The sequence below is a fragment of the Hymenobacter cellulosivorans genome (assembly GCF_022919135.1).
GTDB classification, from domain to species: Bacteria; Bacteroidota; Bacteroidia; order Cytophagales; family Hymenobacteraceae; genus Hymenobacter; species Hymenobacter cellulosivorans.
On record NZ_CP095049.1, the window covers coordinates 4,725,044 to 4,749,041 of the forward strand.

Below are 23,998 nucleotides of genomic sequence, written 5' to 3' on the forward strand. Positions count from 1 at the left end.
CTTTCTCGTTCTTTCGTCCTTCCTGGGCGCTGGAGCCTGTGGGCCTTTGTACTTTCGCCGATAGGCAATATGGCAGCCTACTGCTCACTCAAACGCCCCTTATGCGCAGCCCACGAACCTGGAACCGTAAAATCTGGTGGCACCTTCTGGCCTGGGTGGCCGGCTACCTGGCCGCCAGCCTCGACCTTATCCGGGGCGGGCAGGTATACCGGCTGGCCGCCGATACGCTCTGGCTGCCCAACGCCGTCTGGACCCTGGCCAACGCAACTCTTTTCTACGCCAACACGCTCTGGCTCATGCCCCGGCGCCTGCGCACCGGCGGCTGGTGGGCTTACCTGCCGGCGCTGCTGCCGGTGCTGCTGGTTGTGTCGCTGGTGGAAGTATACACCGTCTACGCCTTCCACGATTACTACGCGCTGCGGCCGCCCCGCCGGTTCTGGTTTGCCCTGCATCAGGAAGTGGTGCACAACCTTATCATCGTGTTTCTGGCCTTTACCTACCGCTACGTGCAGGAGCTGATGGCCCGGCAGCGCACCGAGCACGAGCGGGCCCAGCAGCAGCTTACCGCCGAGCTGCAGTTTCTCAAGGCCCAGGTCAATCCGCATTTTCTCTTTAACACACTCAACAACATCTTTGCCCAGGCCCGGCAGGAACAGGCCCCTACCACGGCGCGCAGCGTAGCCAAGCTGGCCCACATGATGCGCTACCAGCTTTACGAGAGCAACGTGCCGTTGGTGGAGGCCGAGCGGGAGCTGCAGTACATCCGCGACTTTATCGAGCTCCAACAAATGCGCTTTGCCGCCGACCAGGCCGTGCGCATCAGCCTGGATGAAGCCGGCCCGCTAGCTGCCGTGCAGCTGCCGCCCATGCTGCTGCTGCCCTTCGTGGAAAATGCCTTCAAGCACGGCGTAAGTCTGCGCCAGGCTTCGTTTATTGCCATCGAGCTGAGCGCCGCCGAGCCTGGGCAGCTGCGGTTTAGCGTGCGCAACAGCCTGGCGCCACGCACGCACGAGTCCCTGCCCACGGCCGGCGGCATCGGGCTGGAAAACGTGCGCCGCCGACTGGCCCTGCTCTATCCCGGCCGGCATGAGCTGCAGGTAAAAGCCGCTCCCGATACGTTTTCCATCTGCCTTACCCTGGACCTCGCCCCATGAGCCTCCCGCTGACCTGTATTGCCATCGACGATGAGCCCCTGGCTCTGGACGTGCTGCGCGACTACGCCCGCCTCACGCCCGCCCTGCACCTGACCCACACGTTCCAGGACGCCATTCAGGCCCTTACTTATCTGCAGGCCCACCCCGTCGACCTGCTCTTTCTGGACGTGAACATGCCCGATTTGTCCGGCATTCAGCTGCTCAAGGCCCTGCGCCACCCGCCTCTGGTGGTGTTCACCACGGCCTACACCGAGTACGCCGTGAAAAGCTACGACTTCGACGCCGTGGATTACCTGCTGAAGCCCATCGAGTTTGACCGGTTCCTCAGAGCCGTGCACAAAGCCACCGATGCCCTGCCCCGACCGTCACCCGCTCCGGTGGCACCCTCGGCCGCGCCGCTACCCAGCCCGGAATTTGTCTTTCTGAAAAGCGGCCCGCAGCTGGTGCGCCTGCGCCTGGATGAAATCCTGTACGTGGAAGCCGACCGTAACTACTGCACCTTCGTGACGACCATGCGCAAGGTATCGGTGCTGATGACGCTGCAGGAAGCCGCCGCGCTGCTGCCCGCCGCGCATTTTGTGCGGGTGCACAAATCGTTTATCGTGGCCTTGCGGCAGGTGCAGCTCATCGAGCGGCATCAGGTGCAGGTCGGCCCGGCCGTGCTGCCCGTGGGCAAAGCCTTTTGGGAGCAGCTCTACCGGGCCGCGCAGGCAGGCTAAGGCCGTTGTGCGCCGCTCCTTGCCCATTTTTACTTCATCGTAATTATATAGTTGGGCCTGCCGGGCGACGTGAATATGCTTCCATAATGGGAGCTGCCTGTTATTTTTGAAGCCCATTTTATACTACCTCTATGCCTGCTGCCACCCCGAATCATCCTGTTCCGGTCCTCGAGACGGCCCGCCTGTGGCTGCGCGGCTACCACCCTGACGACCTGCCGGCCTTTGTGGCTATGTTCCAGAACCCGGATTTCTACCGTTACCTCACCGGCAAGCCCCTGGGCGAGGAAGACGTGTGGGTGGCCATTATGCGCAGCGCCGGGCACTGGGTGCTGAAGGGCTTCGGCTTCTGGGCCGTGGAAGAAAAGGCTACAGGTCATTTTATCGGCTCCATCGGCTTTGTCGACCGGAAGCGCGACATCGTCCCTCCTATTGGCGACGCGCCGGAAATTGGCTGGCTGCTCGACCCCGCCGTGCACGGCCAGGGCCTCGCCACGGAAGCCGTGCAGGCCGTCATTGCCTGGGGCGACAAGCACTTCCAGGGTGCGCGCACGGTCTGCCTGATGGACCCCGACAACGAGGCCTCGCGGCGGCTGGCTGAGAAATTCGGCTACCGGGAGTATGCCCGCACTACCTACCACGATGAGCCGGCGCTGTTGCTCGAACGCCCGGCCCAGTCAGAAAGCCAGAAGGCATAAGATGTGGGCAACGCTTGGAAATTAACAGGTTAACTCTCTAATTGCCACTCATTTCGTGCAAGCCCGATGGAGCGAGGCTAGTACGAATCTGCACTCTGGCGTAGCAGCAGAATTAAATAGGTATCAAAAATATATAGCTCGCTAAAACCATTTAGCTCTATGGAGACATTCTTCCAGTTTCGCACGGCTGAGTTCACCGACAACGCGCAAACTATTCTACAGCAACAACCCGGCTTTGTGCAGGCCGCCACGCGGTGGCAACTAGCCGACAGCCACATAAACTTCCAGGATTATTTTCTGGATGGCTTGCAGATGTCGGTGGTGCGTGGGCACCTGCAGCGGCCCTTCCAGATAGAGCTGGCCGTGGAGCGGCCCTGGCTGGCGACTCTCTTCCAGCTTGAGGGTCAGGTCAGCTCCAAGTCGTGCGCGCTGCGGCCGCTGCACATCGGGCCGGGCCAGCACAACCTGATGGCCGACGAGGCCTCGGCGAACACTTACACCTTTGAGGGAGAGCAGTATACCTGTTTTTCGGCCCACCTCGCCCCCGCCTTCTTTTCCCGGCTGGTGCAGGGTAACCCCGAGTGGTTAGCCAAGCACGAAGCCCGCCTGGTCAACCCCACGCCTTTCGTCTTGCTGCCCCCGGGCATGGCCGTTACTACGGCCCAGCGGGCCATCATCCAGCAAATCATCGAGTGTCCCTACAGCGGGGCTTTGAAAAAGCTGTTTCTGGAGGCCCGCTTCCTGGACTTGTTTATCGAGCAGCAAACCCAGCCTGTGCTGCGGCCCAGTGGCGCTTCCTCGCGCGACCGGGACACGCTGCACGCCATCCGCGACTTTCTCGACACGCACTACGCCGAGCCGCCGAGCCTGCTCGAGCTGGCCCGCCTGTTCGGCACCAACGACTTCAAACTTAAGAAAGGCTTCCGCGAGCTGTTCGGCACCACCGTCTTTGGCTACATTGCCGAGCGACGCCTCACCGTGGCCTGGCAGCTGCTCACCCTCACCGATCAGCCCGTGCAGGAAGTCGCCGAAAGTGTGGGTTTTGGCAACCCGGCTCACTTTGCCACTGCCTTTCGCCGCAAGTTTGGACTGAGCCCCTCCCACGTGCGCCGGGCACCCCAGGCCTTTGCCGCTGGCCTAAACCTTACTTCGTCGGCTGCTCTTCTTGCGCACTAAGCTACCGAGACTGACTCATAGCTGTGCCGGGGTGCGAACGGTTGAGCCCCAGCCGGGTAATGGCGGCTTACCTGGCAACGGGTATTTCCGGGTAAAACTTACTCCAGCAGGCGGTTAATCTGCACGTACTGTAGCAGCATGATGGTTTTACCGTCCCGGATTTCGCCAGTCTGCATCATGCGCACGGCCTGGGTGAAGGGTAGCTCCAGCACCTCGATGTTCTCCTGCTCCTCGGCCACGCCACCCCCGCCGTGGATGCGCTGCTCTTCCGAATACTCGGCCACGAAGAAATAGACCAGCTCCGTCACCGAGCCCGGCGACATATAAGCCTCGAATACTTTCTGCACGTTGTGCACCCGGTAGCCGGTTTCTTCCTCGGTTTCCCGCCGGATGCAGGCTTCCGCATCGTCCTGGTCCAGCAGCCCGGCGCAGGCCTCGATAAGCAGGCCGGTTTCGTTGCCGTTCAGGTAGGTGGGCATGCGAAACTGCCGGGTAAGCACCACGGTTTTTTTCTGGGGGTTGTACAATAGAATCACGGCCCCATTGCCCCGGTCGTAGGCCTCGCGGCTTTGGGATGCGCCCCACTGCCCATCCGGGTGCCGCAATGAAAAGGTAATCTTACGCAACGTGAACCAGTTGTCGGAGAGAACTTCAATTGAGGTGGTCTTAACTTCGGGGATATACATGGTTGCCGTATTCGGGTAAATTAAAAAAGGAATGCGGAGCGGGGCCCAAGCGGCTGGCCCATTTGCGGTAGCGCCCCGCCAGCGTTAAGCGGCCCAGGCTGCTGGCCGGCGACAAAGGCAGCTGCCGGGCAAAAGTAGCGGGTACGACTTCTCGGAACTTTTGCCAGACGGATAAATTGCCGTTGCCAGCCGCTTTTATCGGGGCCCAGGTCAAGCGCTCGGCTGTACCAGCCCGGCAGTCGGGGCCGCTTATAGCCCCACCCACAGCACAACTTAACTTCCTTCCGGATCCTGATGGGGCCAGCGGTATCCATAGGCCGACCTGGTTTCGGGCTTGTGTGAAATTACCGCTAAATCTTGCGCTCAATCAAGATTTTGCTTGTGCCCAGCCCCGTGCTTTGCTGCTGTCAATTACTTCAGTTATGCAGCACGTATCGTCACTCCGCGAGCCGCTCGTCACCGGCAACAAAACCCTTCACGACGTCACCCAGGATATCAGCCGCCACGTTGAAGCCCGGCCAAACGCCCGCTGGATGGCCGCTTTGGCTGGGGCCCTGGTCTTGCTGGGCATCTTCTTCTACTCCGTGTACCGCACCCTGTGGTATGGTATCGGGGAATGGGGTCTGAACAAAACTGTGGGCTGGGCCTGGGACATCACCAATTTCGTGTGGTGGGTGGGCATCGGCCACGCCGGCACGCTGATTTCGGCCGTGCTTCTGCTGTTCCGCCAGAAGTGGCGCAGCTCTATCAACCGCGCGGCCGAAGCCATGACGATTTTCGCCGTCATCTGCGCCGCTATGTATCCCGTGCTTCACCTGGGCCGTCCGTGGCTCGCTTACTGGGTATTCCCGCTGCAAAACACCTTCGGTTCGCTGTGGGTAAACTTCAATTCGCCCCTGCTCTGGGACGTATTCGCTATTTCGACCTATTTCACCGTCTCGCTCGTGTTCTGGTACACGGGTCTGGTACCTGACTTCGCTACAATCCGCGACCGTGCTAAGGGCCCGATTGCCAAAGTAGCCTACTCGCTGCTGAGCATGGGCTGGACGGGTTCGGCCAAGCACTGGAGCCGCTACGAAACCGTCTCGCTGATCCTGGCCGGGGTGTCGACCCCGCTGGTACTCTCGGTCCACACCATCGTGTCAATGGACTTTGCCACCTCGGTGGTGCCGGGCTGGCACACGACCATCTTCCCGCCCTACTTCGTGGCCGGGGCTATCTTCTCGGGCTTCGCCATGGTACTGACCCTGATGCTCATCACCCGGGTCGTGTTCAAGCTGGAAGATTACATCACGATGGAGCACATCGCCCTGATGAACAAAATCATGATGATCACCGGCTCGATTGTCGGGGTAGCTTACATCACCGAATTCTTCATTGCCTGGTATTCGCAGGTGGAGTTTGAGCAGTACGCTTTCATCAACCGGGCCACGGGTCCGTACTGGTGGGCGTACTGGTCGATGATGACCTGCAACGTGATTACGCCCCAGCTGGTGTGGATCCGCAAAGTGCGCTACAGTATCCCGCTCACGTTCGTGCTGTCGATCATCGTCAACATCGGCATGTGGTTCGAGCGGTTCGTGATTATCGTCACCTCGCTGCACCGTGACTACCTGCCTTCGAGCTGGGTCATGTTCTCGCCCACGATTATCGACATCGGTATTTATGTGGGGACGATGGGCTTATTCTTCACCCTGTTCCTGCTCTTCGCTAAGTTCTTCCCCGTGGTAAACATGGCTGAAGTGAAGACCGTGCTGAAATACACGGTGGACAATGGTCCGACCTACACCGGTCACGACCCGCACCATCTCACACGCTCTACCCCAGCAGCCTCGGCACCATCTGCCGCCACGCCGCACCATTAGCCGGCAAGTATCACTGCTGGGGCCTATCCTTCACACGCGTTACTTCCCCTTATCATGCTGATTGACCTATTACTAGCCGCTCTGAGCGTCCTGATTTTCGTGCCCCTGGTAACGGGCTATTGCGCCTACAGCTACGGCCGCTCCTTCGCGCTCTGGTGCGGACTGGGCGTCGTGCTGCCGGGGGTGTCTTTCGTAGTGCTTACGGTGTTGCTGTACCGCAAGGAAATGACGCCCGGCGAGCGACTAGTGCGGGAGGCCAAGCAGATCCTGGCTACGGCTGCCGCCCCGAAAGTAGGGATGCGCTATTAGCCAAGCAGGCCGCCGCACTTACCGGAACCCTACTAAGCGGGTGAAACCTGGCTACAGCCTGCTACTCCGGCTTCGATACTTTACGCGTGCCCTGGTAGAGCTCATACTTGAGCAGGCGGCAGTCGATGGGGCCGTTAAACAAGGGAATGCGGCGGGAGGCTTTCAAGCCCACGCGTTTGGCTGCTTCCAGGTTGCCGGTAAATAAGTATGCATCGTAACCCTGGAAGCCGGTTTTGAGCGTGTCGCCGATGGTTTTGTACAAGGCTTCCATCTGGGCTTCCTCCCCGATTCGCTCCCCGTACGGCGGGTTCGACACCACGATGCCGGCCGGCTCATTCTTGGGCGCCTGGGCGTCTTTCACGTCGCGCACGCCGAGGCGGATATAGTCCTCCAAATCGGCGGCGGCCACGTTTTCCCGGGCCAGCTCAATGTACTCGCGCGACAAATCGGAGCCGGCAATGTAGGCCTGGGACTCCTCAATGCGGGCACTGCGGGCGTCCATCACCACCGAATCCCAGAGCTGCTGGTCAAAGTCGGCCCAATTCTGGAAGCTGAACTTGCCCTGGTGGTAGAGGCCGGGCGCAATGCGCTGGGCAATGAGGGCCGCTTCGGTTAGCAAGGTACCCGAGCCGCACATAGGGTCAATAAAGGGCTTTTTGCCGTCCCAGCCGGTAAGCAGGATAATGCCAGCGGCTAGGGCCTCGTTGAGCGGAGCCACGTTGGTTTGCTGACGGTAGCCGCGGCGGTGCAGCGAGTCGCCAGAGGCGTCGAGGCTGAGCACCACGTCGTTTTCAATCATGTGCAGGTGCAGCCGGATGTCGGGGTTCTTGACGTCCACGCTGGGCCGCGAGCCGGTGCGGTTGCGAAACTGATCCACAATGGCATCCTTGGTGAGCTGGGCCACATACAAGGAGTGCTCGAAGGAGGACTTGTTGACTACGGCCGTAATGGCAAAGGTTTGGTCGGGACGGATGTAGTCCTGCCAGTCGATACGGCCGACTTCGCGGTAGAGGGCTTTTTCGTCGCGGGCGTAGAAGCCAGCAAAGGGCTTCAGGATGCGCACGGCGGTGCGGCACCAGAGGTTGGCTTCGTAGAGGAGCTGCTTGGTGCCGGTAAATTCAATAGCCCGCTGTCCCACCTTCTCGATTTTGGCGCCCAGGTCCCGCAGCTCCTGGGCCAGCACTTCTTCCAGGCCAAACTGGGTGGTGGCGGTCATAAAGAAGGTGGCGTCGCGGCGGTTCTCGGACATAAGGCAGGGAGTGCTAGGGAAAAGTAGAGCGGCAAAGGTCGGAGTTTTTGGCGGGTCAATTTCACCCATGTTCGTCTTGCTGCTGGGCTTCGCGCGAATTCCTATCTTTAAGGCCTTCACTTTCTCCCTATCCTGCCTGCATGGCTGCTCCCGTCTCTTCCTCCTCCGTTTCTGCCAGCACTGCCACCCGCTCCTACGCCGGGCCCATGCTGCTGATGACGACCCTGTTTTTCCTGTTCGGGGCCGTTACCAACTTCAACGACGTGCTCATGCCCTACCTCAAGGACGTGTGCCAGCTCACCGATTTGCAGTCGTCGTTGGTGCAGTCGGCGTTCTTCGGAGCCTACTTTCTGATGTCATTGCCGGCCGGCAAGGTGCTGGAGCGTATCGGCTTCAAGCGCGGCATTGTGCTGGGCTTATTGGTCATGGCGGCCGGGGCGTTGCTGTTTGTTCCGGCGGCCAATTCGCGCACCTTTGGCTTGTTTCTACTGGCCCTGAGCTTATTAGGTGCGGGCGTCACGCTGCTGCAGGTAGCGGCCAACCCCTACGTGTCGGTGCTGGGCCCGGCCCGCACGGCGGCCAGCCGGGTTAGCATTGTCGGCGTGGCCAACGGGCTGGGCGGCACTATCTCCCCGCTTATCGGCGGCCTGATTCTGTTCGGGGGCTCGGCCGTGCTCAAGGCTCAGCTGGCGGCCATGCCCCTGGAGCAGCGCCTAACCCAGGAAGCCACCCTGGTCAAGCCGCTCTACCTGGGCCTAGCCTTGTTCTTGGCGATGCTGGCCGTGCTGTTTTTCTTGGTGCGCCTGCCCGAAATCGAGAGTATCCCCGCTGAGGAGGAAGCCGCCCTGACTGCCGAAGCCGGCCCCACCGGCCGCCGTTCCGCCCTCGACTACCGCCACCTGGCCCTGGGCGTGGGCGCTATTTTTATGTACGTGGGCGTCGAAGTGGGCCTGGGTTCCTTCCTGATTCGCTACGGGGAAAGCCAGAATATCACCCAGCTCAGCGGCTTTACTCAGCAGCTGGTGCGGGGCCTGAGTCTGGCTACGGGCTGGGCGGCAGCTTTGTTTGGCCACTCCCCCGAACCCATCGACACGGCCACCGGCTTCACTAAGGCCGTGGGTGCCGTGCTGGTCTCGTCTTACTGGTTTGGGCTGATGGTGGGCCGCATTATCGGTATTCCGTTGCTTAGCCGCTTCAATGCCCGCAAGCTGCTGGTGGGCGTGTGCGCGGCCGGCACCCTATTCGTGCTGGCCTCCATTGCCAGTAGCGGCGAAACGGCTCTGTGGCTGGTGGTGCTCTGCGGCTTGTGCAACTCCATTATCTGGCCCGTGGTGTTTCCGCTGGCCATTACCGGCTTGGGCAAGTTCACCAAGCAGGGCTCGTCCTACCTGATTATGGCCATTGTGGGCGGGGCCATCATTCCGCCCCTGATGGGCTGGATTGCCACCAACGGCGGCGGGCTGCGCGTGGCCTTCGTGTTGCCGGCCTTGTGCTATGCCTACCTGCTGTTTTATAGCTTGAGCGGCTACCGGGTACGGTAGAGTGGCTTGATTGATTCTGTCGAAAGCCTGCCGTTCTAACAGCTTGTTGTTACCCAAATTTTAAAAGTGTTTTGGTCCCAAGCTGAAACACTTTTTTATTATTGTCGGGTACCTCTCAAAAAAACGGGAGGTGTAGCACAGTGAGCGGCACGCACCACTCTTTTAATGACAACCAGCGTTTAGGTGAACTTGTGCTCTGAGGGGCATTCAGTCATTGGGGGCCTTGTCCCGGCGACTTATTTCAGCCTGGAGGCGCTTGCGGGCGTGTGAGGCCCGGTACCCCACTATAACTGCCAGCCCAAGCAACCCGAAGGTCAGGATGCCCCCGTGGTGAGTAGCCGACCATACTGCCACGCCCACCGTCACCCCGATGAGTAACGCCGTGAGTGTTTTCTGCGAGTTCATTTTTTTCTCTTCCGATTCCAATTCCTCCTGGGTCATTTTGGAATAGTCTGTTGTGGGAAACATAACGAGCGTATAGGGTAAGCAAAGAAGATACCGTGCAATATATAGCTCGTTTAGCGTTTCGACCGTTTCAGTGAACGGGGCTTCTCACTCTGAATCGTTGCCGTGACTCTGCGGATGCGCACCGGGGGCCAGTGCCCGCACGCCGGAACGCGGCTAAAATGTGCAGTCAAACCGGCCCTCGGTCACGCGCACAGTAGCCCCGCCCGAAGCCTCGTGGGCCGTGAACTCGAAGGTGCCGGCCACGACCCGCGCCACGGAGTCGAACCGGGTGATAACCAACTGGCCCGTGGCCGAGGGGCCAGTGAGCAGCACTTGTTCGGGCGAGGGCTTTGCGAAGGTGAAAGAACCGTAGGCGGGGTTGGAGCTAGCGAGTTGAGGATTGGCAGGTTGGTCAAGCACAAAGGTGCTGGCGCTACGCAGGTCGGGCACGAAGAAACTAATTCTGGTCCGGGCATGCACGTGCGATTCAGCATAGTTAAGGACCTTAGCGAAGGAAAGCCTTAACCCGCGTTTCGTAGTGAATGCATTATCCCAGGACGCAAAAATGGGCTTAGGACTAAAAAGGCCTGAGGCTTGGGCAGTCCAGGCAATACCATCTACGCGGCAGCCAGCGGTATTCTGGCCGTTTTGGGTAGCGGGCGGAAGCTGGTCTTGGGGCGTCACCTCTTTCTTTTTGCAGTGGCTTAAGCCTAAAGTGATGGCTAACAGGAGCACAGGAAGACGAATGGTCACGGCAGTAGAAGAGTAGCATGGCCCACTGGCGAGCCGGTACACAAACATAGCACGCCGACCGGGCCTCCGCGCGCCAATCGGCAGCCTGTTTTGACTTCTTTCACGGTGCCTAGTGTCAATAATTTGTTTTATGTCAGATTATTAACTGCCTATAAAAGGACATTACCCGCAAGGCGCTCTACCGGACGTCAACCCAAACGCTCCTTTTCCTGAAGCGCTACCCATCTACATCTAGTGGCATAGCAAAGCAGCCCTACAGACCAGATTAAGTCCAAGAAACTGGTTCACCTTTCAAGGTTCAGGAAACCCAGATTAGGGATAAGTTTCGTGAACTCATCGGTTTCAGAAGATTGGGCTAAGGGCAAGCTAGTCCAACCAGTAGGCTTTTCGTTTCGCCCGACGATTTCGGAGGCATCATTTCACTAAATCCTGTAAGCTGCGCCAACAAGTAGCAAACGGCTAACTTTGCCGTTACACGCATTTATTCCGCTTTGCTATGGCTTCGGCTCCCGTTTTAGAACACCACGTTTCTCTGCTGCCTTTCAACACCTTCGGCATCGATGCCCAGGCCCGCCTGTTTGCCCGCTTCCGCTCGGTCGAGGAGTTGCGTGCCCTGCTGGCCTTGCCCGAAGTGCAGCAGGCCGATAAGCTGGTGCTGGGCGGGGGCTCCAACCTGCTCTTCACCCAGGATTTCGACGGCGTAGTGCTCAAAAACGAAATAACCGGCCTCGAAATCATTGCCCAGGACGAAGCCCACGACACGGCTCTGGTGCGGGCCGGCGCCGGCGAGTCGTGGCACGGACTGGTGCAGTACGCACTAAGCCAAAACCTGAGCGGCATCGAAAACCTGTCGCTGATTCCGGGCACGGTGGGCGCGGCGCCTTTGCAGAATATCGGAGCCTACGGGGCTGAGCTCAAAGACACCTTCGACCACCTCGAAGCCGTGGAAATCAGCACAGGACAGCTACGCACCTTCACCCACGAGCAGTGCGGTTTCGGCTACCGCGAAAGTGTGTTCAAGGGCCCCCTGCGCAACCAGTACATCGTCACGGGCGTGGTGTTGCAGCTGCAGCGTAAGCACCAGCTCAACGTCAGCTACGGGGCCATCAGCACCACCCTGGCCGACATGGGCATCGAAACCGACCCCACGCCCCACGACGTGAGCGAGGCCGTCATCCAGATCCGGCGCAGCAAACTCCCCGACCCGGCCCAGATTGGCAACGCCGGCAGCTTTTTCAAGAACCCCGAAATTTCCCAGGCCAAGTACGACGAGCTCAAAAGCCAGTACGCCGATTTGCCTGGCTACCCCGTGCCCGGCGGCGTGAAGGTGCCGGCCGCCTGGCTCATCGAGCAATGCGGCTGGAAAGGCCGGCGCTTCGGGGCCCACGGCGTCCACGACCGGCAGGCGCTGGTGCTCGTCAACCACGGCGGAGCCCAGGGCAGCGCCATCCGGGATTTAGCTCAGGAAATCATTGCGTCGGTGCGCGAAAAGTTCGGCATCGAGCTGCACCCCGAGGTCAATATTTTGTAAATCCGCAGCTATTCGACTAAATTCTATCATCTGCGCAACAAAGCAGGGCATTTGGCACCAACCTTACAATACAATTAGCCTGAAAATAGGCATATTTGTGTTTTCCGTACTGGCCTGACTTTCCCACTTATTGCTTTTTTGCCTGATGAAAACCTTTACCTTTTTTGCCCTGCTGGCTAGCGGGGCAACTAGTACGTATGCCCAAGCTCCTGTTTCCATCTCGGCCGCGCGAACGGCGGGCCCCGGAGCTACCGTAACCATTCGGGGCACAGTTAGCAATGGTCCCGAGCTCGGCGGCCTGCGCTACGTGCAAGACAAAGACGCTGGGTTAGCTGCTTACTCCCTGCGCGCCCCTGGCTTTGCCGACCTGGTCTTGGGCGACAGTGTAGAGCTGCGCGGGACCCTGAAAAACTACAACGGTCTGCTGGAAATGGACCCGATTGCGTCGGTGAAAGTTCTGGCCAAAAACCGCCGCCTGAGCGTGGTGGAAGTACCCGCCGCCGATCTGGCTAAAGTATATGCCGAAGCCTACGAGGGCCGGTTGGTAAGAATTAAAGGTGTAACCAACATTACCACCACCAATGGTTCGCCCCTGGCGGCCATGAACGGTAACAACAACTACCTCATCAACGGCCAGAAAACGGCGCCCATTCGCATCAACAGCGCTTCCAGCACCGAAATCGGCCTGGTCGGCAAGCCTGTGCCCAAGACCGACTTCGACCTGGTAGGTGTGGTGAGCCAGTTCTCCCCGAGCGGCACCGGCGGCTACCAGATTCTGCCCCGTCTCTACACCGACTTCGTTCTCGGCGGTGGTCTGCCCAATGTTGTGGGGGAGCCCGTACCGACGGAAATGAGCCGCACCGGCTTCACCGTGTCCTTTACCACCCAAAACCCCGGCGACACCCGCGTGGAGTACGGCAAGACCTCGGACCTGGGCACGGTCGTGACCAACGCCAACCAGACCACCAAGCACAGCATTGCCCTGACCGACCTGCAACCCGGCACGGTGTATTACGTCAAGGTATCATCCACTAACGCGGTGGGCAAGTCGGAGTCGGCGGCTGTACCGATGATTACCGACACCAAAAAGCGCGCTACGACCCGCACGCGCAGCACCGACAGCGCGGAATAATCCGGCCCGCCGAACCATTCTTTTGTAATCCTGCTTTGCTCACAAACGCCGGGTCAGCCATAACTTAACCTGTGGTTAACCCGGCGCTGTGTTTCTTTGTGCGCCTTTTTTAGTGCTTCCTACCCACATTTCATGAAAAAATTTACTCTTTTAGGCCTGCTTGCTCTTGGGGCAAGCTTCCGGCCGGCTTTTGCTCAAAGCGTGGAAACCATTGCCTCCGCCCGGGCCAAGGGGGTGGGCGCAACGGTAGCGGTGCGCGGTACCGTCTCCAACGGAGCTGAGTTGGGCGCCATTCGCTACCTGCAGGATAAAGAAGCCGGCCTGGCCGCCTATGCAACGACGTCCGTGTTTACTAGCCTGGGCGTGGGCGACAGTATTGAGGTGCGGGGCACGCTGAAAAACTTCAACGGCATTCTGGAAATAGACCCCGTGACTTCCGTTACGGTGTTGGGGCAGAATCGCCCGCTGACGGTAGCCCAGGTGGATATCGCCACGGCCAGCTCGGTGTACGCCGAAGCGTATGAGGGCCGCTTGGTGCGCATCAACGACGCCACGAGCGTCACGGCGGCTAACGGGGGCACCGCCACGGTTTTTGCGGGCAATACCAATTACCTGCTCAACGCCCAGCCCACGCTGGTTTTCCGGCCCAACACGTCTTCAACGGGGGCCAATGGCCTAGTGGGTAAACCTGTACCCACAGGCCCGTTTGACATCATCGGCATCATGAGCCAGTTTTCTACCACGGGTGCGGGCGGCTACCAGCTGCTGCCGCGCCTGTACGCGGATATCGTGCTGGAAGGCCCCAAGATTCTGAACGGTCCTACCCCCTCGGCCCTGACGCGCACCAGCTTCACGGTTTCCTTTGCCACCCAGTTTGCCGGCGACACGAAGCTGGAGTACGGTACCACCCCCGCTTTGGGCACCGTGCTAACTACGCCCGCGGCCACTACGGCCCACCAGGTGAGCCTGACCGGCCTGCAGCCCGCCACGGTTTACTACGTGCGCGTATCCTCGACCAATGCCAACGGGACCTCCTCCAGCGGCATCGTGCCCATGATTACGGTGTCGAACTCGACGGGCAAAATCCGCAACTACTTCAATAGCTCGGTCAACACCAGCCTGGCGCTGCCCTCCAACGCGGCCCTGTACCTGAACCAGACCGTGCCCGACACGCTGGCCCGCTATATCGACCGGGCCCAGGAAACCCTGGACGTGGCCATTTATAACTGGAACAACCAAACGATTGTGGATGCTATTAACCGGGCCCAGGCTCGGGGGATAAAAGTGCGCCTGATTTATGAGGCCACCAACGCCAACAACAGCATAAAGCTCCTGAACGCAGCTATTCCCCGCATCGGCCGCGACTCGGATAGTGATGCCAGCAACCGCGGCATCATGCACAACAAGTTTGTGGTCATCGACGCCAACAGCACCAACGCCAACCGCCCCTGGGTGTGGACTGGCTCCACCAACTGGACTCAGGCCCAGTTGTTTACCGACAACAACAACGTCATTGCCGTGCAGGACCAGAGCCTGGCCCGCACCTATACGATGGAGTTTGAGGAAATCTGGGGGTCGACGGGCCTGACACCCGGCACGCCGGTTTTCGGCAACCGTAAAACGGACAATACACCCCACTTCTTCGTCATTGGGGGCTCGCGCGTGGAGTCGTGGTTCAGCCCCACCGACAACGTAAACGCCCGCCTGCTGGAAAGCATCCGCACGGCCGACAACGACCTGCACATCGAGACTATGCTCATCACGCTGAGCGAAATCGGGCAGGTAGTGCGGGACCAGGTGCAGCTGCGTAACATTGCTGGCTGCTCGGAGGTCCTGCTCAATGACACCTCCAACACGGGCACGGGCTCTATTTTCCGTACTATCCGCACGGCCCTGGGTACCCGCATTATGGTGAAGAACACCGGCGGCATCATGCACCACAAAACGCTGATTGTGGACGCTGGGGCTTCGCAGTCGGATCCGCAGGTATTCGTGGGCTCGCACAACTGGAGCCTGTCGGCCAACACGACCAACGACGAAAACACCCTGGTGGTCCACGACCCGCTGGTGGTGAACCGTTACTACCAAGAATTTGCGGCCCGCATTGCCGACCAGAACCGGGGCATCTCGGTGTGTAACCTGGTACTGGCCAACAAAACGGCCACGGTGCAGCAATCCTCCATTCAGGTGTACCCGAACCCGACCAAGGGCAAGTTCCAGTTGCGCGTAGAAGCCGGCAAGGCCCGCACCGCTACCGTAACCCTGCGCGACGCTACCGGCCGCGTAGCCCTGACCCAAACCCAGGCGATTGGAGCCGGGGAAGAAGTGAAAGTAGACGCTTCGAGCCTGAAAGCCGGCTTGTACATGGTGCAGGTCGTAACGCCTGAATCGACGCAGGTAAGCCGCGTGGTAGTAGAGTAATCTTCTCACCTTCCAGCCACAAAAAAGGCGGCCTCCGGATTTGGAGGCCGCCTTTTTTGTAGCTGGAAGTATGCAGACAGGGCTGTTGGTGTTTGTTACTTCAACACGGCTACCGTCGCCCCGTCGCCGCCCCGGTCGGCGTGCTCATCGGCCACGCTGGCGGCGGCCCGCACCCGGTGCAGGTAGTCACGCACCACCTGGCGCAGTACGCCGTTGCCGCGGCCGTGCAGGAACTTGATTTCGGGAATTCCCAGCATCACGGCATCATCCACGAAAGCCATCACCTTATGCAGGGCGTCTTCGGCCCGTTCCCCGCGCAAGTCGAGCACCGGGCTGAAGTTAGCCATACGGCCGGTCAGGTCCATGCCCAGGCTGGCCGAGGAGCTGAAGCTGGCTTTTTCGGCCTTCTTCTCCCGTTCCCGAATTTCGGCCCGCCCCACCTTTTCCAGCTGACTGGCCTTAACAATGGTTTTCATGCCGCCAAACAGCACCTCGGCCGTTTTGCCTTTGATGCTGATCAGCTCGCCGTAGCCATCCTGGCCGATGAGGGCCACTTTGTCGCCGGCCTTGAGGGTTTTCGGGTCGGCCGTTTCGCGGGTAGCCTTGGGCTTGGGCGGCTCGATTTGGAGCTTCTCGCGGACGAAGGTGTCGAGCTTGTGCCGGGCGTCCTTGGTTTTCTCCTTGTCGGCCTGGTTGGAGCGGATTTCGGCAATAGTGGCTTCAATCTGCTGGTTGGTGTCCTTGAGCAGGAGCTTGGCCTGGGCCTTGGCGTTGCGCAACACGTCGAGCGTGGTTTCGTCGAGGTGCTTTTTGAGGTCCTGGTATTCCTGAGCCGCTTTTTTCATGCGTTTCTCGGCCTTAGCGGCTTCGGCGGTGCGCTGCTCCAGGTCCGCCTTTTCCTTTTCCAGGCCTTCCAGCAGCCGGTCATAACGGATTTTATCCTTGCCCACGAGCTGGGTGGCTCGCTCTACAATCTGCTTGGGCAAGCCGATTTTGCGGGCAATTTCGATGGCAAACGAAGAGCCCGGCTTCCCGATTTCGAGGCGGTAGAGCGGCTGGAGCTGCTCGGGGTCGTAGCGCATGGCCCCGTTGACGATGCCGGCATTGCGCTCGGCAAAGTTCTTCAGGTTAGTATAGTGCGTGGTAATCACGCCGAAGCTGCGGGCCCGGTTGAGCTGGTCGAGCACGGCCTCGGCAATGGCCCCGCCGAGAGCAGGCTCGGTGCCGGTACCGAATTCGTCGATGAGGACCAGGCTGCGCTTGCCGGCCAGAGTCACGAACTGCTTCATGCTCAGCAGGTGCGACGAGTAGGTACTCAGGTCATTTTCCAGGCTCTGCTCGTCGCCGATGTCGAGGAAAATATCGTCGAACACGCCCGCCTCCGAACCGTCGCCGGCCGGAATCAGCAGGCCGCACTGCAGCATGTACTGCACCAGGCCCACGGTCTTCATAGCTACCGACTTACCACCGGCATTGGGGCCTGAAATCAGCAGGATGCGCTGGTCAGGATTGAGGTCCATGTCCAGGGGCACTACCTCACGCGGGTTGTCCTTGAAGTGCTCCTTGAAAGTCAGGTAGAGCAGCGGGTGGCGCACCCGCTTCCAAAGCAGCAGCGGGCGGGGGTGCAGCACCGGCATGGTGGCTTCGAGGCGGCCGGCCAGCAAGGCTTTGGCCCGGATAAAGTCCAAAAGGCCCAGGTACTGGTAGGCCTTGCGCAAGTCCGGAATGTGGGGGCGCAGCTGGCTGGTGAGGGCCGTCAGAATGCGGATCAGCTCGCGCTGGTAGGCATTTTCGAGGTCCTTGATGTCGTTGTTCAGCTCAAAAACGGCTTCCGGCTCGATAAACACGGTCTGCCCCGAAGCCGACTCGTCGTGAATCAGGCCCTTGACGCGGCGCTTGTGCTCGGCAATGACGGGCAGCACCAGGCGCCCCCCACGAATGGTAGGCTCAGCGTCGCCGGGAATCCAGCCTTCGGTTTTGGCGTGGCGCAGGATGCCGGAAATCTGCTTGCGCAGCATGCTTTGGCGGTTAATCAGCTCCTGGCGCAGCTGGGAAAGCAGCGGAGAGGCATTGTCGCGCACCTGGCCCTCGTCGTCGATTACCTTGTCCATGGCCGCCATTAAGTTACGGTCGACCTGCACGCCGATGCCCAACAGGCGCAGCGTGGGGTAGAGCGTTTCCTCGGCGTGGGTGAAGAAAGTCAGGGCCTGGCGAATCGTGCGCAGCGACATTTTCACCGCGAAAAACGCGGGCACGTCGAGGTAGGCACCAGGCAGGCTGGCCCGCACCAGATGGGGGTGCACGTCGTGGTAGTGCTGGCTGGGGAAGTCGGCGCCCGACTGGAGCAGGACGCGGAACTCGTCGGTTTGCAGCAGCAGCTTTTCCAGCTGGTCGTGCTTGGTCTGAAACTGCATCTTGGCCACAAACTGGCGGCCCAGGGCACTCAGGCACAAGCTTTCCAGCATTTCGCGCAACTGCGCGAAGCCGATTTTCTGCTCGAAGTTATTGGGAAGAATCAAACTCGGTAGTGGGGATTGGTACTGCGGAATTAGAAAGAGAATGCTAAGGTAAACATCTGCAGCGACGGGAAAGATTCAAGAGAGTTAATAAAGTGTGAGGGTTAGAGTATCACCTAGCTGCCAGCCCTTTTGCCCCAGGCAGTTGGCTAGGCGTCCAGGTACGCCAACCCATTGCCGTAGATCAAGAAAAGCGCAGCCAAGCTCAAGCAAACACCTTCTATGAGAGTAAATTTCACCGGTGGCCTGCCATCGTTTTCAATTACGCTTTCATAGATCTACTTTTGAAGTTCCTTTAGACGGATCAATGAATAGACTCTTACTGTGTTGTAGTGCTTTTGTACTTTTCAGTTGCGAACAGGATAAGATAGTGCTGGAGAAGCACGCTACTATTCGCCACGTCGATCTGGCCGTCCCGGCCTCGATACCCAAAACCACCTGGTTAAGCGTTGATTTCGTAACGGCGCTTACGGGGTATGTAGGCGGAGAGAATGGGGCACTGCTCAGTACCGACACGGGTGGTTCTAGTTGGCAGATTCTGAGTACCCCTTCTCTAGGCGATATCAAGCAGTTGCACTTCGCTTCGGCTACCACCGGTTTAGCACTCACCACCACCGGCTTGTATCGGACCACAACCAGCGGCCGGAGCTGGGTCTTAGTTAAACAAGGGTCTTACGCCGCCCTTACCGACCTGCAGATGCTGGATGCCAGCACGGGCTTCCTGGTGGGCAACGCCGGGCTGCTCAGCAAAACTACCGATGGTGGCCGGACGTGGAAAGATTATGTTTTTCTGGTGTGGCCTCCCGTTACGACCACGCTGCAGGCGGTTGCTTTTGCCAGCCCTCAAGTGGGCTTTGTCTTAGGAGAAAACCAGAGTTTTAAAACGCTCAATGGAGGTGCCTCCTGGGAATCAACCGTGCTGGAAAAGCCCCGCCAGGTTTTTGACCTGTTTGCCTACCCTAATGGCACGGATTACCTGATAACGGGCACCGACGATATCAACCGCAACAATGCTTTCTGGTCGATGACGTACCAGCCGGGCACGAAAGAGTATCGGCAGGTTTCGGCGCAGGATCTGCTGAATGTACCCGTGTACGACTTCGCCCAGTACCAGGGGGAAGTGGTGGCCGTGGGCAAAAAAACCTTGCTGCGCAACTATCCCGACTATGCCGCCGAACCCGAGCAAACGCCCTGGGTAACCCTCTCGGATCAGGACGGCACAACTATCCAGCACGCGTACCACTCCGCTGATTTCGGTGACGCATCCGCTCTTTACGCGGTGGGAGAAGAAGGTATTATTTCCCGCTTTGATTACAGGTAAATTCTTATGCTTAAAACGCTTACCCAGCTAGCCATTGCGGTAGCCGCTACTTTAACTGCTTCCGCAGCCCAGGCGCAAGTCAGTCATTTCTCCATGAACTTCGGCGTGGGTACCTTGCCTGTGAAGGCACACTACGTAGAACTGCTGGAGCAGCCAACAGCTACCCAAGACCGAGGTGAGTACGTTCTGAAGGATGTCCGGGCCCGGGCGCTACTGGTTTCGCTAGGTTTTGCCTTTGATGCGCCCATCTGGAAAATCAGCGAAGACCAGGCCCTGGGGCTTTCCCTCAATATCAATGGCGGACTGATTGGCGCGCCCCAGGATATCGAGGGATTCAACAAATCTGCCCTGCTTGATTTCCCGGAGTACGTGACCTGGCGCTACGGCTGCAAGGCCACCCGGGACTCTGATAAATCCTGGGGAATCGGTTTGGGGGCGGGCTACCGCTATGCCCGTTATGCTGTTCCATTCAGCTCTCCCAGCGTGATGGTAGAAGGCGTGCACACTTATGGCAAAAGTGACATTTACCTACGACTCTCTTCCGATTTGGTGCCCAGCCGCCTCTACTCCGATTACTCCAGTGAGGGTCTGGTTGAGTCGCTGTCGATTCAGCAGCAACTGCACGTGATACTAGGCATGTCATTCTGATGCCTAAGCCGCTCGGCTGCCCATTCCGACATACTAGTCCTTCCCTGTTTTTCCGCTCCACCGCTTCGGTGGAATTTCCCTTTGCAACGCTTATCTACTTTTCTTCTAATGATGTTCAATTCTACCTTCCGTAGCACCTGCCTTGGCCTGCTGTCAGCAGGCTTGTTGTCGTTTGCCATAGCATTGCCTGCGGCCGGACAAAAAAAATTAGTAAACACTATCAAGCTAAATAAAAGAGAGTTGCTTGGGGCCGCGCTCCAACTCAAGAACGGTGACGTTGCGCTTTTTGTCTCGAAACCGAAGGAAAGCACTGTACGGGTATTGCTTCTGAATGCTGATGGCAAACTACGGTGGGAGAAACCTCTTACTAAAATGCAGAATATCTTTTTTAAGGATTCGGAAGGATTAGCGACTCTATTAAACGGCACGCCTATCGAAGATTATTATCCTACGCTTGACCCCCTAGAGGTATTTGCTACCGGCAATACGCTTTACGCGGCGGAGGTTATCAATAAAGACTTATTTCAAAATGATAAAAAAGACAAAGTTGACGCCCATAATATCCTCCTGCAGCGCCTAGATTCCACCGGTGCAATAAAGCGTCACGTTCTGACCTACGCGGACATTCCACAAGCAACGGCCGTAACGAGCGCCTTCAGCTACTTCGAGAACAATGTTTTTTACCAGATAAGCCGGGAGAGAAACTACCGAAAGGATACAGATGACTTCTTCCTCAATTCTTTCGATTTAAGTGGCAAAAACACTCTGCGTGTTCGTCTTCCATTAGCCCGGCCATCTAACAGCAAGTGGGTACCTGAATTCATAGAAGACTGGCACGTATTGTCCCGGTATAAAGGCATCACTTATTTATATCGTCGTTATAAGTCAACCGAAGGGGCTACTGCTGATCGTTTTATAGAACAACGATTTGAATTGTTGGGCTTCGATAACCAGGGAAACCTAGCTGCTCGTATTCAACCGGAGCTAGACTTGGGGCCTTACCGTATCGTTGACAAAAACGCGCACGAGCCTTCATTTTACATCGATGAAGCAAATGATAATATCGTATTCTGTGGAGTGTACCAAAAAACTACTAAAAGCAAGCTGCTCACCAATCCAACAACGGAAGGCTTCTATTTAGAAAAGTATAGTCTGCAAGGAAAATTGCTCTCCCATCAGCAGGTAATTTACGCGGAAGCTTTATCAGATAAGCACAAACCCCTGGCCAAGCAGTTTCTGGGAACGGATGACGTGACCATTATTCCAGATAATATCACCAACAATATAGCAGCCGAAGTAAAAATATCGGACGGGTATGTTACTATGTACTTCGACCAGAATCTAAAATTTGAAAAATCGGTATTTGTCACTACAAAGGAGCGTAATAAAGTATCAAAGCACACTTGGAAGCAATATAAGCTAGCATCAACTTTTAAAAATTTATCCTATAACCAGCGAGTACCATACTTTCAAGGCCTTACCTACTATGGCCTCAGGCAGAAAGAGCCCATGATGGGAGAAACACTGCCCATTTATTATTTCAAAGGTAGCTCCCCACTTTACTCAACCATGTCGGCTAACCTCTCGAAAGAGCACGAGAACAACCATATTCGATATTATATTGGCAGGCCGACCAGTAACGCGACATCCCTCCTGGTAGACTACACCGATCAGAATGACGGAGTAATCAACGTGTATACTATCAAGTAACACCGTATTCGTTTTTCTCTAAAGGCCACGGGGCGCAAACCAATGCTGGTTTGCGCCCCGTGGCTTTTAGTTTAACTCCACTCTCGGACACCGCATGGCGGTCCCAGGGTGCTCAGGCACAGGCTCTCCAGCATCTTGCGCAGCTGTGCGAAGCCGGTTTCCTGCTCGAAGTTATGGGGAAGGATCAAACTCGGTAGTGGGTAATCCGGGTAGCGCGGACTAAGGAAGAGCATAATAAGGTACCCCCGTGGTAGTTAAGAAAAGCTTCGGTAGACAAAGAAAGTCGGCGGGGAGAGAAGAAAATTTTGGCCTCGGGCCTCATTGCTTTCAATTGTGCGGCGCGCCACTTATTTTTGGACTAGCCCTACGTCTAAGATATGAATAGTGGCTTATTACTGAGAAGTATTTCTTCTCTTTTTGGATTATTGGGTTGTGAGCAAGAAAAAATAGCACTGAATAAATATCTCTCCACCCACCCCCTCAAGCTCAACCATACCCGCAAGCTCTGGCAGGTTCCCACTCCACTACTACCCGCTTCACTCTCACTCAACTATGATTTCAAACTTACCAAAGTCCTCTAGTACCTGGTACGGCTGGCTCACCGCCGCCCTGGTGTCCTGTGCTTTTTCCCTGCCGGCGGTTGGGCAAACCCAATTGGCAACGGCCGTTAAGCTTAACAAGAAGGAACTGCTGGGAGCAGCCCTACAGCTGCAAAATGGCAACGTTGCGCTTTTCATATCCAAACCCGAGGAAAGCAACGTGCGGGTACTGATGCTCAATGGGGAAGGAAAGCTGCGCTGGGAGAAGTCGCTCACCAAGATGCAGACCATATTTCGCAAGGTTCCGGGTGCCACGGCGGCCAATCAGCCCAACGGCACCCCGATTGAAAGCCTGTATCCGACGCTCGACCCCCTGGAAGTATTTGCCGCCGGCAATACCATTTATGCGGCCGAAGTGCTCGACGACGACTTAAAACGGAACGTTAAAAAAGAAAATATACACCCCCACGATATCCTTCTGCAGAGCCTGGATTCTACGGGCGCAAAAAAGGAGCAGATCCTGACCTACGCTACCATTTCGCCCTCCACTACGGTATTCAGCTACTTGAGCTATGTCGAGAACGACACGTTCTACCAGATCAGCCGGGAGGTTAACTACCGAAAGGACACTGACGCCTTTTTCCTGAACTCCTTCAGCTTAACGGGGAAAGAAACTCAGCATATCCGGCTGCCACTAGCCAAGCCCGCTAACGAAAAGTGGGCCCCTAACTTCAAGGAGGACTGGCATTTGCTTACCCGCTACAAGGGCGTCACGTATTTATCCCGACGCTTTAAGTCGGATAAAGGCTCTACCGCGGAGCATGTAGTAGAACAACGGTTCGAGCTCCTAGGCTTCGACAACCAAGGCAAGCTGGTGGCTTCCGTCCAGCCCGAGCTGCAGCTGGGCGCTTACCGGACGGTAGGAAAAAAGCTGCACGAGCCGGCTTTTTACATTGATGAGGCCAATGAAAGCATCGTCTTCTGCGGGGCTTATCAGAAACTATCCAAAAACAAACAGGCACCCAATCCAACCACCGAAGGGTTCTTCTTTGAGCGCTATGACCTGACTGGCCGCCTGCTTTCCCATAAGCAGGTGGTGTACGCTAATGCCTTGTCGGATAAGCACAAAGGCCTGGCCAAGCAGCTCGCCGAAACCGATGAGGTAACCATCATCCCCGACAACCTGACCCGCAAAGTCGCGGCAGAGGTAAAAATTGCCGACGGGTATGTCACGATGTACTTCGACCCCAACCTCAAATTTGAAAGGTCGACTTACATCACCGACAAGGAGCATGATAAGTTGTCCGAGAATATCTGGCTGCAATACCGACTGGCTTCCAACCCGAAAAACTTCTCCTACAACGCCTACGGCAGCACCACGCCCAAAGTGGATGAAACCCTGCCCATTTACTATTTCATTGAAAGCTCGCCGCTCTACCTGACGCTGTACGACAACCTGTTGAAAGTACCCGAGAAGGAACACATCCGGTACTATGTTGGTCAGGCCACCAGCCGCTCGGCACCATTGCTTATCGACTATACCAAGCAGAATCACGGTGTAATCAACGTCTACACAATTAAGTAAG

19 protein-coding genes are annotated in these 23,998 nt (G+C 57.6%); 14 read left to right on the forward strand and 5 right to left on the reverse strand.

Features of this window, described 5'->3' with window-relative positions; all coding sequences use genetic code 11:
- Positions 1–101 precede the first annotated feature (101 nt).
- From MUN80_RS20040 to MUN80_RS20055, 4 genes are all read left to right on the forward strand, one after another.
- Positions 102–1,154 carry a sensor histidine kinase gene (locus MUN80_RS20040; RefSeq protein WP_244715657.1) on the forward strand — a complete coding sequence of 351 codons (1,053 nt, stop codon included), beginning with the start codon at positions 102–104 and terminating at the stop codon, positions 1,152–1,154.
- A complete protein-coding gene (locus tag MUN80_RS20045; protein WP_244715659.1) occupies positions 1,151–1,873 on the forward strand; it encodes a LytR/AlgR family response regulator transcription factor in 723 nt (240 codons plus the stop codon). Before MUN80_RS20040 ends, MUN80_RS20045 begins: the two co-directional genes overlap by 4 nt.
- 131 nt (positions 1,874–2,004) lie before the next feature.
- A complete protein-coding gene (locus MUN80_RS20050) occupies positions 2,005–2,568 on the forward strand; it encodes a GNAT family N-acetyltransferase (RefSeq protein WP_244715661.1) in 564 nt (187 codons plus the stop codon).
- A 159-nt stretch (positions 2,569–2,727) separates the two neighbouring features.
- Positions 2,728–3,744, forward strand: coding sequence for a helix-turn-helix transcriptional regulator (locus MUN80_RS20055; RefSeq protein WP_244715663.1), 1,017 nt, complete (start codon positions 2,728–2,730; stop codon positions 3,742–3,744).
- 98 nt (positions 3,745–3,842) lie between these two features.
- Here MUN80_RS20055 and nudK read toward each other — a convergent pair whose 3' ends face one another.
- Entirely contained in the window at positions 3,843–4,430 is a 588-nt protein-coding gene (gene nudK, locus MUN80_RS20060) for a GDP-mannose pyrophosphatase NudK (protein ID WP_244715665.1), read from the reverse strand.
- Between the two features lie 422 nt (positions 4,431–4,852).
- On the opposite strand from nudK, the gene nrfD reads away from it, so the two are divergent.
- Positions 4,853–6,295 carry an NrfD/PsrC family molybdoenzyme membrane anchor subunit gene (gene nrfD / locus MUN80_RS20065; protein ID WP_244715667.1) on the forward strand — a complete coding sequence of 481 codons (1,443 nt, stop codon included), beginning with the start codon at positions 4,853–4,855 and terminating at the stop codon, positions 6,293–6,295.
- Between the two features lie 54 nt (positions 6,296–6,349).
- On the forward strand, positions 6,350–6,604 hold the full coding sequence (locus MUN80_RS20070; RefSeq protein ID WP_244715669.1) for a hypothetical protein: 255 nt from the start codon (positions 6,350–6,352) through the stop codon (positions 6,602–6,604).
- Between the two features lie 61 nt (positions 6,605–6,665).
- Here MUN80_RS20070 and MUN80_RS20075 read toward each other — a convergent pair whose 3' ends face one another.
- Positions 6,666–7,853: a THUMP domain-containing class I SAM-dependent RNA methyltransferase gene (locus MUN80_RS20075; protein ID WP_244715671.1), complete on the reverse strand. Its 1,188-nt coding sequence runs from the start codon at positions 7,851–7,853 to the stop codon at positions 6,666–6,668.
- Between the two features lie 140 nt (positions 7,854–7,993).
- Here MUN80_RS20075 and MUN80_RS20080 point away from each other — a divergent pair, with 140 nt between their 5' ends.
- Entirely contained in the window at positions 7,994–9,394 is a 1,401-nt protein-coding gene (locus MUN80_RS20080; protein WP_244715673.1) for a sugar MFS transporter, read from the forward strand.
- A 207-nt stretch (positions 9,395–9,601) separates the two neighbouring features.
- On the opposite strand, the gene MUN80_RS20085 is transcribed toward MUN80_RS20080, so the two are convergent.
- A complete protein-coding gene (locus tag MUN80_RS20085; RefSeq protein WP_244715675.1) occupies positions 9,602–9,862 on the reverse strand; it encodes a hypothetical protein in 261 nt (86 codons plus the stop codon).
- Between the two features lie 153 nt (positions 9,863–10,015).
- Complete coding sequence (locus MUN80_RS26290; RefSeq protein ID WP_511181439.1) at positions 10,016–10,642, reverse strand: Riean_0653 family protein; 627 nt, start codon at positions 10,640–10,642, stop codon at positions 10,016–10,018.
- Between the two features lie 448 nt (positions 10,643–11,090).
- On the opposite strand from MUN80_RS26290, the gene murB reads away from it, so the two are divergent.
- From murB to MUN80_RS20105, 3 genes are all read left to right on the forward strand, one after another.
- Entirely contained in the window at positions 11,091–12,125 is a 1,035-nt protein-coding gene (murB, locus tag MUN80_RS20095; protein ID WP_244715679.1) for a UDP-N-acetylmuramate dehydrogenase, read from the forward strand.
- 145 nt (positions 12,126–12,270) lie between these two features.
- Positions 12,271–13,257, forward strand: coding sequence for a fibronectin type III domain-containing protein (locus MUN80_RS20100; protein WP_244715681.1), 987 nt, complete (start codon positions 12,271–12,273; stop codon positions 13,255–13,257).
- A gap of 132 nt (positions 13,258–13,389) precedes the next feature.
- Complete coding sequence (locus MUN80_RS20105; RefSeq protein ID WP_244715683.1) at positions 13,390–15,678, forward strand: phospholipase D-like domain-containing protein; 2,289 nt, start codon at positions 13,390–13,392, stop codon at positions 15,676–15,678.
- 95 nt (positions 15,679–15,773) lie between these two features.
- On the opposite strand, the gene MUN80_RS20110 is transcribed toward MUN80_RS20105, so the two are convergent.
- Positions 15,774–18,197: an endonuclease MutS2 gene (locus tag MUN80_RS20110; RefSeq protein WP_244715685.1), complete on the reverse strand. Its 2,424-nt coding sequence runs from the start codon at positions 18,195–18,197 to the stop codon at positions 15,774–15,776.
- Between the two features lie 367 nt (positions 18,198–18,564).
- On the opposite strand from MUN80_RS20110, the gene MUN80_RS20115 reads away from it, so the two are divergent.
- From MUN80_RS20115 to MUN80_RS20130, 4 genes are all read left to right on the forward strand, one after another.
- On the forward strand, positions 18,565–19,515 hold the full coding sequence (locus tag MUN80_RS20115; RefSeq protein WP_244715687.1) for a WD40/YVTN/BNR-like repeat-containing protein: 951 nt from the start codon (positions 18,565–18,567) through the stop codon (positions 19,513–19,515).
- 6 nt (positions 19,516–19,521) lie between these two features.
- Entirely contained in the window at positions 19,522–20,163 is a 642-nt protein-coding gene (locus MUN80_RS20120) for a hypothetical protein (protein ID WP_244715689.1), read from the forward strand.
- 108 nt (positions 20,164–20,271) lie between these two features.
- Positions 20,272–21,873, forward strand: a complete 1,602-nt coding sequence (locus tag MUN80_RS20125) for a hypothetical protein (protein WP_244715691.1) — start codon at positions 20,272–20,274, stop codon at positions 21,871–21,873.
- 552 nt (positions 21,874–22,425) lie between these two features.
- On the forward strand, positions 22,426–23,997 hold the full coding sequence (locus tag MUN80_RS20130) for a hypothetical protein (protein ID WP_244715693.1): 1,572 nt from the start codon (positions 22,426–22,428) through the stop codon (positions 23,995–23,997).
- Position 23,998 lies beyond the last annotated feature (1 nt).

What these genes read in the sequence shown, in the direction of transcription:
- MUN80_RS20040 (WP_244715657.1), top strand. Translation starts at nt 102, where the DNA reads ATGCGCAGCCCACGAACCTGGAACCGTAAAATCTGGTGGCACCTTCTG.
- MUN80_RS20045 (WP_244715659.1), top strand. Translation starts at nt 1,151, where the DNA reads ATGAGCCTCCCGCTGACCTGTATTGCCATCGACGATGAGCCCCTGGCT.
- MUN80_RS20050 (WP_244715661.1), top strand. Translation starts at nt 2,005, where the DNA reads ATGCCTGCTGCCACCCCGAATCATCCTGTTCCGGTCCTCGAGACGGCC.
- MUN80_RS20055 (WP_244715663.1), top strand. Translation starts at nt 2,728, where the DNA reads ATGGAGACATTCTTCCAGTTTCGCACGGCTGAGTTCACCGACAACGCG.
- nudK (WP_244715665.1), bottom strand. Translation starts at nt 4,430, where the DNA reads ATGTATATCCCCGAAGTTAAGACCACCTCAATTGAAGTTCTCTCCGAC.
- nrfD (WP_244715667.1), top strand. Translation starts at nt 4,853, where the DNA reads ATGCAGCACGTATCGTCACTCCGCGAGCCGCTCGTCACCGGCAACAAA.
- MUN80_RS20070 (WP_244715669.1), top strand. Translation starts at nt 6,350, where the DNA reads ATGCTGATTGACCTATTACTAGCCGCTCTGAGCGTCCTGATTTTCGTG.
- MUN80_RS20075 (WP_244715671.1), bottom strand. Translation starts at nt 7,853, where the DNA reads ATGTCCGAGAACCGCCGCGACGCCACCTTCTTTATGACCGCCACCACC.
- MUN80_RS20080 (WP_244715673.1), top strand. Translation starts at nt 7,994, where the DNA reads ATGGCTGCTCCCGTCTCTTCCTCCTCCGTTTCTGCCAGCACTGCCACC.
- MUN80_RS20085 (WP_244715675.1), bottom strand. Translation starts at nt 9,862, where the DNA reads ATGTTTCCCACAACAGACTATTCCAAAATGACCCAGGAGGAATTGGAA.
- MUN80_RS26290 (WP_511181439.1), bottom strand. Translation starts at nt 10,642, where the DNA reads ATGTTTGTGTACCGGCTCGCCAGTGGGCCATGCTACTCTTCTACTGCC.
- murB (WP_244715679.1), top strand. Translation starts at nt 11,091, where the DNA reads ATGGCTTCGGCTCCCGTTTTAGAACACCACGTTTCTCTGCTGCCTTTC.
- MUN80_RS20100 (WP_244715681.1), top strand. Translation starts at nt 12,271, where the DNA reads ATGAAAACCTTTACCTTTTTTGCCCTGCTGGCTAGCGGGGCAACTAGT.
- MUN80_RS20105 (WP_244715683.1), top strand. Translation starts at nt 13,390, where the DNA reads ATGAAAAAATTTACTCTTTTAGGCCTGCTTGCTCTTGGGGCAAGCTTC.
- MUN80_RS20120 (WP_244715689.1), top strand. Translation starts at nt 19,522, where the DNA reads ATGCTTAAAACGCTTACCCAGCTAGCCATTGCGGTAGCCGCTACTTTA.
- MUN80_RS20125 (WP_244715691.1), top strand. Translation starts at nt 20,272, where the DNA reads ATGATGTTCAATTCTACCTTCCGTAGCACCTGCCTTGGCCTGCTGTCA.
- MUN80_RS20130 (WP_244715693.1), top strand. Translation starts at nt 22,426, where the DNA reads ATGATTTCAAACTTACCAAAGTCCTCTAGTACCTGGTACGGCTGGCTC.